9 protein-coding genes are annotated in these 12,506 nt (G+C 65.8%); 2 read left to right on the forward strand and 7 right to left on the reverse strand.

Annotated elements, in window-relative coordinates:
• The 4 genes from K2Y42_RS11045 to K2Y42_RS11060 form a co-directional block, all read right to left on the reverse strand.
• Positions 1 to 2,328: an FdhF/YdeP family oxidoreductase gene (locus K2Y42_RS11045; RefSeq protein ID WP_291154021.1), complete on the reverse strand. Its 2,328-nt coding sequence runs from the start codon at positions 2,326 to 2,328 to the stop codon at positions 1 to 3.
• Between the two features lie 280 nt (positions 2,329 to 2,608).
• Positions 2,609 to 2,905: a hypothetical protein gene (locus K2Y42_RS11050; protein WP_291152283.1), complete on the reverse strand. Its 297-nt coding sequence runs from the start codon at positions 2,903 to 2,905 to the stop codon at positions 2,609 to 2,611.
• Positions 2,906 to 3,163: 258 nt separating this feature from the next.
• Entirely contained in the window at positions 3,164 to 4,843 is a 1,680-nt protein-coding gene (locus tag K2Y42_RS11055; RefSeq protein ID WP_291152285.1) for a HAMP domain-containing methyl-accepting chemotaxis protein, read from the reverse strand.
• A 246-nt stretch (positions 4,844 to 5,089) separates the two neighbouring features.
• The gene (locus K2Y42_RS11060; RefSeq protein ID WP_291152287.1) at positions 5,090 to 6,397 is read right to left on the reverse strand and encodes an MFS transporter; all 1,308 of its coding nucleotides are present in this window, start codon (positions 6,395 to 6,397) and stop codon (positions 5,090 to 5,092) included.
• 223 nt (positions 6,398 to 6,620) lie between these two features.
• Here K2Y42_RS11060 and K2Y42_RS11065 point away from each other — a divergent pair, with 223 nt between their 5' ends.
• Together K2Y42_RS11065 and K2Y42_RS11070 are read left to right on the forward strand one after the other, a co-directional pair.
• Positions 6,621 to 8,003 carry an amino acid ABC transporter substrate-binding protein gene (locus tag K2Y42_RS11065; protein ID WP_291152289.1) on the forward strand — a complete coding sequence of 461 codons (1,383 nt, stop codon included), beginning with the start codon at positions 6,621 to 6,623 and terminating at the stop codon, positions 8,001 to 8,003.
• A gap of 38 nt (positions 8,004 to 8,041) precedes the next feature.
• Positions 8,042 to 9,289 carry a L,D-transpeptidase family protein gene (locus K2Y42_RS11070; protein WP_291152291.1) on the forward strand — a complete coding sequence of 416 codons (1,248 nt, stop codon included), beginning with the start codon at positions 8,042 to 8,044 and terminating at the stop codon, positions 9,287 to 9,289.
• Positions 9,290 to 9,320: 31 nt separating this feature from the next.
• On the opposite strand, the gene K2Y42_RS11075 is transcribed toward K2Y42_RS11070, so the two are convergent.
• The 3 genes from K2Y42_RS11075 to K2Y42_RS11085 all read right to left on the reverse strand — a co-directional run bounded on the left by K2Y42_RS11075 (position 9,321) and on the right by K2Y42_RS11085 (position 12,411).
• Entirely contained in the window at positions 9,321 to 10,100 is a 780-nt protein-coding gene (locus K2Y42_RS11075; RefSeq protein ID WP_291152293.1) for a cobalamin-binding protein, read from the reverse strand.
• Positions 10,101 to 10,113: 13 nt separating this feature from the next.
• Positions 10,114 to 10,704, reverse strand: a complete 591-nt coding sequence (locus K2Y42_RS11080) for a hypothetical protein (protein ID WP_291152295.1) — start codon at positions 10,702 to 10,704, stop codon at positions 10,114 to 10,116.
• A 165-nt stretch (positions 10,705 to 10,869) separates the two neighbouring features.
• On the reverse strand, positions 10,870 to 12,411 hold the full coding sequence (locus K2Y42_RS11085) for a DUF4332 domain-containing protein (protein WP_291152297.1): 1,542 nt from the start codon (positions 12,409 to 12,411) through the stop codon (positions 10,870 to 10,872).
• Positions 12,412 to 12,506 lie beyond the last annotated feature (95 nt).

Raw genomic sequence — 12,506 nt, forward strand, 5'->3', positions numbered from 1 at the left:
CTAAGCCGCCGCCCGCCTCACGGAGACCGGTACGGACTTGTACGACGGCGTGCCGCTGCGCCGGTCGTAGTGGTCGATGGCGATCAGCGTGTTGGCCTCGGGGTAGTACGTCGCAACAGATCCGGCCGCGATGTCGAAGGCGACCGCCGTCAATCCAGCGAGCGTGCGCGGCTCCTCCTCCTCGTTGCAGAGCGTCTCGACATCGACGACGTCGCCATGCCGCAGGCCGCGCGCCGCCAGATCGGTCTCGTTCATGAAAATGATATCGCGCCGCCCGGTGATGCCGCGATAGCGGTCGTCCAGGCTGTAGATCGTAGTATTGTACTGATCGTGGCTGCGCACCGTGGCGAGCAAAAGCGCGCCATCCTGTTCGCATCGCGGGTCTTCCTCCACGCCTGTCACCACGAGAAATTCCGCCTTGCCAGATTTCGTCTTCCACACGCGCCCCGACGCCGGCACGGTGAGACGGAACCCGCCCGGCTCCGACACACGCGCGTTGTAGTCGGAGAAATCCGGAAGCACGGCTTCGATCTTGTCGCGGATCCGCCCGTAGTCGGCCACGAGCGCCTGCCACGGCACGACCGTGTCGGGCAGCGTCGCCAGCGCCAGCTCGGCCACAATCGCGGGCTCGGACTTGAGATGCTCGGAGGCCGGCTTCAGTCCTCCGGAGGAGGCGTGCACCATCGACATGGAATCCTCCACCGTCACGCTTTGCCGCCCGGTGTCCTGCACGTCGAGTTCCGTGCGCCCGAGGCACGGCAGGATGAAGCTCTGTTTGGCGAGCAGCAGGTGCGTTCGGTTGGGCTTGGTCGCGATGTGCACGGCGAGATCGAGCCCGCGCATGGCCGCGAACGTGACGTCCGGGTCGGACATGGCGACCGCCAGATTCCCGCCCAGACAGATCAGCGCCTTCGAGCGTCCGTTAGAGATGGCCTCGATGGCTTCCACCGCGTTGTGGCCGGGCGCGCGGGGCGCACGGATGCCGAACACGGCTTCGAGGTTGTCGAGCAGGGCCTTCGACGGGATTTCCGTAACGCCAACCGTGCGGTCGCCCTGCACGTTCGAATGCCCGCGCAGGGGACAGATGCCGGCGCCTTCCTTGCCGATATTGCCGCGAAGCAACAGCAGATTGGCGATTTGATGCACGTTCGACGTGCCGTGCCGATGCTGGGTGATACCCATGCCGTAGCAGATGATGACGCGCTCGGCCTCCGCATAAACTTTGGCGGCCGCCTCGATATCAGCCCGGCTGAGCGCAGAGAATTTCTCGATCAGCGGCCAGCCCGTGGCGTCGATATCGGCTACGAGCGCCTCGAAACCGCGCGTGTGCTGGGCGATGAACTCCCGGTCGAGAAGCCCCGTGCCCCCGGCCGCGAGGTCCACCCGATCCATGTCGAGCAGCGCCTTCATCATTCCCTTGAGCACGGCCACGTCGCCGCCGATGCCGACCTGGTAGTAGGAGGACGCGATCGGCGTCGATCCCAGCGTCACCATCTCGAACGCGTTCTGCGGTGCGGCGAAGCGCTCCAGCCCGCGTTCCCGAAGCGGATTGAACACAACGATCTTGCATCCGCGCTTGGATGCGTCCCGAAGCGTGGTGAGCATGCGCGGGTGATTGGTGCCGGGGTTGTGGCCGATGCAGAAGATGGCATCGGCGTGGTCGAAATCTTCGAGCGTCACCGTTCCCTTGCCGACACCGATCGAGTCCGGCAATCCGACGCTCGTCGCCTCGTGGCACATGTTCGAGCAGTCAGGGAAGTTGTTGGTGCCGAATTCGCGCGCGAAGAGCTGATAAAGGAACGCCGCTTCGTTGGACGCCCGGCCGGAGGTATAGAATTCGGCCATGTTCGGGTCCGGCAGCGCACGCAGCGCGGCGCCAATTTGTTCGAGCGCGTCCGTCCATGATATCGCCTGGTAGGTATCGGTGGCGCGATCGTAGACCATCGGATGCGTCAGCCGGCCTTCGCTTTCGAGCGCGTGGTCGGACCAGTTCCACAGTTCCGACACCGTATGTGCGGCGAAGAACTCCGGTGTCGCGCGTTTGCTCGTGGCTTCCCAGGAGACAGCCTTGGCGCCGTTCTCGCAGAATTCGAACGACGACGTATGCCGCGGGTCGGGCCACGCGCAGCCCGGGCAATCGAAGCCGGTGGGCTGGTTCATGGTCAAGAGACCCTTCACCTCGCGCGGCACGGCCATCTCGCTGCTGAGCGCCCGCGCCACCGCCTTGAGGGCACCCCAGCCGCCGGCCGGCCCCTTGTAGGTCTCGACGCCGGCAACGGCTTTCCTCCGCGCCGTCTGGCGCGCGCAACTGAACGGCTGGCTCGCCATATGCGGCTTCTGGTCGAACGTTTCGGTGGGCGCGCGCTTGTCGCTGGTATGCGCGGGCTGTCTCTCTTCGCTGTCGATCCCCGAAATCCGGTGCGGGTTTTTGGACATGGTCGGCTCCAGAGCGTTGGCTCGAATAAGAGATGAGGGGCAGCGGATGCGGAAACAAGGCTAAGCCGCGTGGCACGTGCGGGCGGCCGCCCGCGTCACGCGAATATCCCCGGCGCGGGCGCGCCGGGGGCGTTGAGACAAGCGGCCATGAACAGCGGCAAGTCGATTGCAGCTAGTCGCAAACAGTCCGGTACCGGCCGCGCCGGTAAACGCGATAGCAGTCGCCGCTATCGTAGGCGTCGTAGTAGCTGTACGCAGGCGCGTAGAAGCCAAACCCAACTCTCGGACCCCAGCCGCCGTGATAGTGGCCGAAGCCGTGATGGCCATGGCCGAAGGAGTGACCATGGCCGCCGAAACCGCCATGCCCGAAACCGCCATGCCCATGGCCGCCGGCTTCAGCCGTGGCCGCGAAGGAAGCGGCGCCGAGAAGAGCCGTCAGCGCCACGCACGCGCGTGTGATCGCTCTCATGATGTGTCCTTTCATGTGGTGCCGGCTCCACGGGTGGCGCGGCCGACATGGCCGGCGGCCGCCCGGTGCCGTTGATCATCAAACGGCGACCCCTCGGTAGAGTTTCCTCGTCAGTGCGAAAAATGAGAGCGAATGGGTGTGCCCGACTGCCGCGCGCGGCCTGGCGCGCGGACTAGCATGTGCGAAAGGCCAATAAAAAAGGCGGGAGGAGACATGTGTCCCCTCCCGCCGTTCGTTCAAATATCTGAGCGCTGATCGTTAGGCTGCGCGAACCGTGCGCAGGAAGCTGTCGACCTGCTCGCGCAGCGACCGGCTGTCGGACGAGAGCTGCCGTGCCGACGAGAGAACCTGCGCCGAGGCCGTTCCCGTATCGCTTGCGCCCTGGCTCACGTCGGTGATCGACATGGCGACCTCGCTGGTGCCCTTGGCCGCTTCCATGACGTTGCGGCTGATTTCCTGCGTCGTCGCCGACTGCTCTTCCACGGCGGCCGCGATTGCGCCCGAGATCTCGGACATCTTGGCGATCGTGGTCGTGATCTCCTGGATTGCCGCGACAGCTTCGTCGGTTGCCGTCTGCATGCCGGAAATCTGAGCCGCGATTTCGTTCGTCGCCTTGGCGGTTTGCGCGGCGAGCGCCTTGACCTCCTGGGCGACGACGGCGAAGCCCTTGCCGGCATCGCCTGCGCGGGCCGCTTCGATGGTGGCGTTGAGCGCGAGCAGGTTGGTCTGCGACGCGATCGTGTTGATGAGGCCGACGACGTTGCCGATCCGGTTTGCAGTTTCGGAAAGCTGCGTCACCTGGTCGTTCGTCTTGGAAGCCTGGTGCACGGCCTGAGCGGCGATGTTGCTGCTCTCCTGAACCTGCCTGCCGATCTCGGTGACGGTCGAAGCGAGCTGTTCCGATGCTGCCGCCACGCCCTGCACGTTGACAGAGGTCTGTTCGGACGCGGCAGCGACCATTCCCGAGCGCTGCTGCGTCGTCTCGGCGGTTGAGGTCAGAGACGTGGCCGCCCCTTCGAGCTGGCTCGACGCACTGGAGACCGCTTCGACGATGGTGCCGACGGCGCTCTGGAACGAGTCGGCCAGCTTGCGCATCTCAGCCTTGCGGGTTTCCACCGCGCGCTTCTCGGATGCCGCCTGCTCTTCTTCGAGCCGCACCTTCTGGGCTGCGTTGTCGCGAAAGACGACGGCCGTCTTGGCGACCTCGCCAATTTCGTCGCCACGTTCCTGTCCGGTGATCTCAACCTGGAAGTTGCCGGTTGCGAGGTTCTGCAGCACCCGCACCATATCGCGGAGCGGCTTGACGATGCCGAATTGTCCGATGACGAAGCCCATCGCGAGGCCGAGGCCGATGCCCAAGGTCGCTACGATCAGCATGAAACGAACCGTGCGGTTGTACTCATCGGTCGCCGCGGCTGACACGCTACTGACCTCCGCATCGAGCGCGCCGTAGAGTTTGGAAATCGAGTCGCGCAGGTGCTGCACCGCCGTCGCGCTTGAGGCGACAGTTGCCTGCAGTTTCTGGACTTCGGTGGATGCGGTGAAATCGACGACCCCTTCGGCAACCACGAAGGTTTGCAGAAGTTCCTTTTCATATTCGGCGAACGCGGACTGGATCGCGGCAATGTGCGCGGCGTCCTTTTCGCTGGTTGCCTCCTTCATCTTCTCGAAGCGTTCCTTGAACTCCTTGAGATCGGCATCGACGGATTTCCGGACGGTCGTGCGGGTCGATTCAGTCGGGTTCGCCGCCAGCATGTATTCGGCGCGATTGAGAGAGATGGCGTCACGCGCCAGCCGGGCTGCAAGCAGTGCGCCGCCGGCCTTCTTCTCCATGAGATCCGTAGCAGCGTTGAGGCTGCTGAGAGAGGTGGTGCCGAAATAGGTGATCGTGACGGCGACTGCCGCCATGACGCCGATAACGGCGAGAATCTTTGTCAAAACACGAAATTGCGAAAGGAAAGCCATGGCCCCGAATCCCCAGAATAACAGAATGCACGCGTCATAAGTTGCATGAGCCAGATAGCGCAACAGATAGATACTCAAGCATTAAACGCTAGGGAAGTTTGCCCGCCATTGGTAAATGCATTGTATTGGATTTGAGCAAATAGGACGAAATCGGACGTTTACAAAAATGTACAGTTGCAGAGCCTGTTTCGATAAAAAAATGGAAATCGAGAGGGGGGATTAGCGCGCGTTTTCCTGGCGCTGGCGCAGAGCTTTGTCGAAGCCCGACGCCATCCAAAGCCATGCGCCGGCTAGCGGAATCGACGCCACTGCGACCGCGGCGAGCGGCCAGCCCATCGCTTTTGTCAAACCGTTGAACACGGCGCCGGAGAGCGCATCGCCCCCGCGGTAGACGACGGTATCGATGAAATTCTGAGCCTTGTAGCGCTCGTCGACGCCCACCGCCGTGTATAGAACTTTGGTCGCGGGGTTGGACAAAGCAAAGGCCGCCACACGCTCGGCCACCATGATGCCCGCCACGACATGCAACTCGGGCATCGCAGCGTAAAGCGCCAGACCCGCAAGCGTGAGGGCAGGAAGAACCGACGCGGCCGCGCCGATCCCGAGCCGGGACATGATGCGCCCGGTCAGCGCCACCTGCACCAGCACGGTGAGCACGCTCGTGATCAGATCGCGTTCGGCAAAGAACTGCACCCGCTCCGTCGCGTCGAGGATCGTTGCGCCCGCAAGGCGCGATTGTTCGAGGTAGAAGAACGTCGAGAGCAGGTTCGCGATCAGAACATAGAGCGCGATGCGCAGGAGATAGGGATCGCGCACCACGCGTTCCGCGCCCGAGACGAGCGAGCGAAGCGTGGGCGGCGCCTCCGCCACGTTGTTCTTGGCGAGCGTTGCGGGCAGAACCCTGCGCCTGAGCCAGACCGAAAGCGCGGCCGCCGCGAGCAGCGCGAGCCCCGCGACGAGCAGCAGGTTCTCCTGTCCGACAATCGGAACCAGCCCGCTCGCCAAGATTGGGCCGAGCACCGCGCCCGTTGTCCCGCCGGCCGCAATGAAGCCGTAGAGCCGTTTGGCCTGCGCGCTGTCGTAGAGATCCGACATCAGGATCCAGAACAGCGACACGACGAACAGGTTGAAGACGCTGCCGAACACGAAAAACGCGCCGCTGAGCTCAGGGCCCGCGCCCGCCCGCAATGCAATCCAGAACCCGAGCATGATCGCCACGAACGCCGCGTAGAGCGCGGGCAGGATCCAGGCGCGCGAGAACCGCGCAACGAGCCAGCCGAACGCCGGCACGGCCGCGAGCATCACCAGGAAGACGAGCAGGAACCAGAGCTGGCGCTGATCGGAGGTTGCCTCGGCGCTGAAATTCTCCCGCACCGGGCGGATCAGATAGTAGCCGCCGAGTACGAGGGCGAACGTGGCGAACGACCCCATCGCGGCGAGGGCTTCGCCGGGCTCGATGGCAACGATGCGGCGCAGGAGCGCGTGCACGGACGATGAGGCGTCCCGTGGATGTTGAATGTGCGCCATCCCGCCGAGCATCTCCCGCGTTGAGCAACGGCGATGATAGCCCGGAGCAGCAACGCGTGCATGACGCAAGCCGAGAACATCCATTGAACGTGCAGGCGTCCGAGATGCGGCTTGGCTATCGCGCCAGAAGCGCTAAGTTGGAGCGCTAAGTTGAAGCGCTAAGTTGAAGCGCAGCGTTCACGAAGAAGGTTCGCAGCAGCGTCCGCCGGTTGGGAAAGATCACATGTCGAGACGTTCACGCGCTGTCGCGCTGACTGTCGGTCTCGTCGCGGCGCTTGCCGTGGCGTCGGCCGCCCCCTCTCATGCAGCCTATCGCCTCTGTGCTTTGCGCGACGGTCCTCGCGGACCCTGCACGTGCAAGAGCGATGGCGATGGCCCGGGCCAGTTCACGACGGTTTCGAAAAGCCGTTGCCGGGCCGAGGCAGCCCCGAAGGAGGGCGCAGCCGCCCAGGCATCGCCGGCTGAAGCAGCGGCCGCACCTGCCGCTCCTGCCGCGAGCGAGCCGCCGACCAGCGAGCCGGCGCAGGCCGCAGCCCAGCAGCCGGCCGCCGCGGGTGCTCCCGCAGCGGCAGCGCCGCCGCCGGAAACCGCCGCAACGCCCGCTGTTTCCCCCGCGCCGCCGGAAACCACAGGCGCGCTTCCCGATCCGTCTTCCACAAACGGCAAGCTCGATCAGATCCGCGCACGCGGCAAACTGATCTGCGGCGTCAACACGGGATTGCTCGGGTTCTCGGCGCGCACTGAAGCGGGCGTCTGGTCGGGCCTCGACGTCACGTTCTGCCACGCGCTCGCCGCGGCGGTCTTGGGCGACGCCGACAAGGCCGAATTCGTACCGCTCGAAAACAGCGAACGCTTTGACGCTCTGACCAGCGGCAAGATCGATGTGCTGTCGCGCAACACCACATGGACCATGAACCGCGAGGTCGATCTCGGCTTGCGCTTCGCCGGCATCCTCTATTTCGACGGCCAGGGGTTCATGACGAGCGACGATCGCGGCTTCGTCTCCGCTCAGCAGCTCGGCGGATCGAAAGTCTGCGTCGAATCCGGCACGACGTCGGAGAAGAACATGGCGTTCTTCTTCAAGGCCCATCAGATCGAAGCGCAGGTGATGACGTTCTCGACGCGCGAGGAAACGTTGAAGGCCTACACGTCGGGCACGTGCGATACGTTCACGGCCGACCGCTCCGCGCTGTTTTCGGCCCGCGCCTCTCTTCCCGAACCCGCCAAGCACGCCATCCTGCCCGAGGTGATCTCGAAGGAACCGCTCGGCCCGGTCGTCCTGAAATCGGATGACGAATGGGCCGAGATCGTGCGCTGGACGCTGGCCGGTCTGGTCAACGCCGAGGAGGTCGGTCTCGACCGCGCTTCCGCCGCGGGCACGGGTGCCTTGACCGACGATGCCCAGCGGCTCGTTGAAGGCGCGGGAGCGAGCGGCGAGAAACTGCGTCTCGGCAAGGCGTGGCTGCGCGATGCGGTCGCCGCCGTCGGCAACTACGGCGAGATGTTCGAGGCCAACGTCGGAAAGGAAAGCCCCCTCGGCATGGAGCGAGGCCTCAACGCATTATGGAAGCGCGGCGGCATCCTGTCCGCGCCGCCGATGTGGTGAGGTCCGTCCTGGAAAAGCTCGAGGGACGATCCCTGCGCATGCCTCAGATCCCGTATCGCAGTGCCGGCAAACCGCGGACCTTCGCCGCAGCAATCCTGTCCGCCTTTGCGCTCGCGCTCGGAACGGCTGCGCCCGCTTTGGCGCAACGCCAGCGCATTCCGCCGCCCGAGCCGAGTAGGATCGCGTGGGTAAGCCCCGCCGCCATTGCCGAGATGAGCAACGCCATCGCCACCTACCGGTCGATCGCGCAGGCGGGCGGCTGGCCGACGCTGCCAGGCCGCGTCACGCTGAGGCTCGGCGACAGCGACGCCAACGTCGCCATTCTCCGCCGCCAGCTCGCGATGACGGGCGACCTGCGCGGTGGCGGCAACTCCTACGTGTTCGACGACGCCGTCGAGGCCGCCGTCAAGCGCTACCAGCGCCGCAACGGCGTCGAGCCGAACGGCATCGTCTACGGCATCACGCAGCGGATCCTGAACGTGCCGGCCGAAACGCGCGTGCGCCAGCTCGAGCGCAACCTTGCGCGCATGCAGGAGCTTCTGCCGAAAATGTCGGCGCCGCGCCTCGTGCTCATGAATTCGGCGAGCTTCGAGCTGCAGGCCATCGCCGGCGGCCGCGTCGAGCTGACAAGCCGCACCGTCGCCGGCAAGCGCGCGACTCCAACGCCCGTCATCAGCGCGTCGATCCAGGCCATCAACCTGCTGCCCTATTGGCATGTCCCGTCGTCGATCGCGCGCGCGGCGCTGATCCCCGCCGTCCGCAAGGATCCCGCGTACCTCTACAAGGAGCACATCCGCGTCTTCTCCTCCTTCGGCGGCGAGGAGATCGATCCGGCGCTCGTCAACTGGTGGGGGCCCGAGGCGGAGCGGTATGTTTTCCGGCAGGACTTCGGTCCGCACAATGCGCTCGGCGTGATGCGCTTCGATATGCCCAACAAGCAGATCGTCTACATGCACGACACGCCGATGAAGACCCTCTTCGATCAGCACGAGCGCGCCTTCAGCGCCGGCTGCGTGCGCGTGCAGAACTATCTCGCGTTGGCCGAATGGGTGCTGGCCGGCCAGGGCGGCTGGACGCAGGATGCTCTGGCGGCCGCCGTTGCCGGCGGTCAGCGCGCAACGCTGAAGCCCAAGGCCGCCGTGCCCGTGCATTTCATCTATCTGACGGCCTGGACGGAGAACGGCGTCGTCCAGTTCCGCAACGATCTCTACAATCGCGACGAAGGCACCTTCGACGGCGGCGATCAGATCAGCTCCGCACCGATGACGATGTCGGTTGCGCCGTAGCGGTCACCTCGCGACGAGGAGCACGAGACGCTTACGCGAGCGCGGCGCAAATGGCGTCGAGACCGTCCGTCAAAGCGGCAGGGCCTGGCTGCAGGATCAGCGGCGACTTGATCTCCACGATCCGCCCCGAGGCCACCGCGGGGACCGCATCCCACCCCTCGCGCGCTTTGAAGCTGTCGACGCGAACCTTCTTCCCGCACCAGGAGGCGAGCAGCACGTCGGGCCGCCCCGCAATCACCTGCTCGGACGTGACGATCCGGTCCTTGGCGGCGGCTTGCGTGGAGAGATCCGCGAAGATGTCGGTGCCGCCCGCGATTTCGATCAGCTCCGACACCCACCCGATGCCGGAGATCATCGGGCTGTCCCACTCCTCGAAGTAGACCCGCGGCCGGTGCGCCCGGCCTTGCGCGGCGCTCGCGACATCACGCACGCGCCCTTCGAGGCTGCTCGCCAGCGTCTCCGCTTTGTCCTGGCAGCCGATCAACGCGCCGAGGGTCCGGATCATCGCGAAGATGCCGGCGAGGTTGCGCTGGTTGAAGAGATAGACGGGAAGCCCGCGCCGGGCGAGGTCGCTCACCACCTGCGCCTGGATGTCGGAAAAAGCGAGGATCAGATCGGGCTCGAGCGCTGCGATGCGGTCGATATCGGCCGACAGAAAAGAAGAGATGCGCGGCTTTTCGCGGCGCACCTGCGGCGGGCGCACGGCATAGCCGGAGACGCCCACGATGCGGTCTTGCTCACCGAGGAGATAGAGGGTTTCGACCGTCTCCTCGGTGAGGCAGATCAGGCGGCGAGCCGGATAGCGCCGCAAAGCGTAGTCGTCCTCAGGCCGAGACGGCGGTAGAGGGCGTGGCCTGAGCCGGAGTGCGCCGGGTGGGAACGAACAGCGAGAGCGCGACGGCTGCGAGATAAACGACGGCGAAACCGGCGTAGGCCCCAACGTTGATCGTGAACACTTCAGTGACGACTGCCGACGTGAAACCGCTCGACGGATCGGTGAAGGTCAGGCTCGCGAGGTAGAGAGCGACCTGATAGCCGACGAACGCGACCAGGAAGGTGATCACCCAGCTGGCGAGCGAAGGGACGTTGATGCGCGCAGCGGCGCGGGCGGCGAAGAAGCCGGCGAAGGCGGCGAAGCCGATGGCGGCGCCCCAGAGGTAGGTCTCGGTGGTGTGGGGATAGCTCAGCAGCAGGAAGCCAACCGCCTGATTGATCACCCAGGCCAGGCCGACCAGGATCAGGCCGTCTGTGCGCTCCATCTTGAGAGCGGCCAGAGCGGCCACAGCCGCGAGCGGCGCGGCGCACGCATAGCCGTAGCTGCCGATCACGGTCAGGCCAGCAATTAGAGCGATCCAGATGGCCGTTCCGGCGGAAGTGCCGGCCGAAGCGGTGGTGGCGGAGGGTGCGTTGGTCACGGTCGTGTCCCCTTTTTCGTGTGTCCGGTGCGACGGGAAAGGCCGGGATGCGGCGCCCAAAGGCCGCCCGGCTCGGCGTCTGCCTCAAGGGATAGGCCGACTGCCGAAAGTGTCAATCCGTAAAGTCGGCGGAAAACGGGGCGCAACCGCGCGGATCCGGCCTGGTCAGGCGGCCAGAACCGTCTTTGCCGCAGCCAGCCAACCCTTGACCCGCTCCAGGTCCGGCGGCGTCCCCTCGCGCAGGATGCGCTGGCCGGCCGCCGTCGCGGCAAACGCCAGCACGCCCGCGCAGAGCGAGGCTTCGTCCGCTTCGGCCAGGGCCTCGGCGCTGCGATAGCCCGCCTGAGCCAGCAGCTCGGCATGGCCGCCGCGCAAGCCCGGAATGTCGAGCATGAGCTGGCACTGGTCCTGCCACAGCGCGATCGTGTCCGCGGTGATCGAACGCTGCCCGAGCCCTGAGGCGATGGCTTCGGGCGAGGCCGCCAGGAAATCCGCGACCGACGTCACGCCGAGCGGCGCCATCCGGTCCGCCGTCTTGGGTCCGATGGACGGCGCCCGTTCGATGGCGTCGCCAGTGGCCAGATAGTGCTTGGTGGCCGACGAACGCGCCGGTGCGGTCGGCATCGCGACAGGCTCTGCCGGCTTCGCGAGAGGAGCCGCCGTCATCGCGACGGGCGCCGCCTGCATCGCAACTGCGCGCGCGCCTGCAGAAGCCGGCGGCGGAGCGGCAGCCTTCGCGGCAGCGGGCGCCGCCACCTGGACAGCCACCGCACGTTGCTCGGCCCGCTTGGCGAGGCGCGGCGCCTCGATCTCGACGGCATAGAGATCCTGCACGACGCGGTCGTCCTCGGGCAACGTCGCATAGACCCGCCCGGTTGTGAGCAGCTCGTCGTACATCGCCGACACGACGCGCCTGTCTTCCGCGTCCGCCAGGCGCTTGGCCAGCACCTTGACGGGGATTTTGAGCGCCGCGATCACGGTATCGATCCCGAGATCGACATCGGGCGGCACGGCGCCCGTCTCGACGAACGCGCGGTCGAGGGCGCACGCAACCGTCGCCGCCGCGCAGACCACGAGGTCGCCCAGGATCTTGCGGCTCAGCGCATCGAGCCCGGCCGGCGGATCGATGACGCCCGCGTTGAGATTGTAGTGCGCAATCAAAGTCTCGTAGTGCACGTTGGCCTTTTCCGCGCCCTGGCACACGAGGTCGCGCAACCAGCTCGGCCCGTCTCCCGCGGTGATGATGAAATCGCCCGACGTTGCGAGCCCTTGTGTCCTGAGCGCGTCGTAGGAACGCGAGATCGACCACTCGGCCGCGCGATGGATGCTGTTCTCGGCCGCCGATTGCGCGGTGTGAAAGGGCTGGATCGGATCGGTGATGTAATGCGACAGCACGCCCGCGCTCCAGGCGACGCCCTCCCAGTCCTCGGCCTTGAGCGCGGTGCACAGCTTGCCATACCACTCGTCGGCCTTGCCGAGCGCGCCGCCCCAGTACCCGTCGCGCACGTGCAGCACGTGGTTCTTGAAGTCCTTGAACTGGTCGTCCGGCGCCTTGGAGCCCGCAAGATAGGTTTCCGCGTGCTTGAGGAACACGCGCTGCCAGCGCTCCGTCTCCGGGCTCGTGAGCTGCTTGAGCGCGTCGAGCGCCAGCTTGTGATGCGTGCCCTTGGCGTGCGCCGCGTAAATGATCCGGAACAGCAACGACATACCGAGCCCCTGTCAGCAGAATTTCGCCTGCGAATTGCGTCGCTGCAACCTGGGCCGAGTCGGGGTCCCTCGGGAAGGCGAGGGCGCGCTTCCCC

This window comes from Hyphomicrobium sp., from assembly GCF_019744875.1.
In the GTDB taxonomy this organism is placed as follows: Bacteria; Pseudomonadota; Alphaproteobacteria; order Rhizobiales; family Hyphomicrobiaceae; genus Hyphomicrobium_C.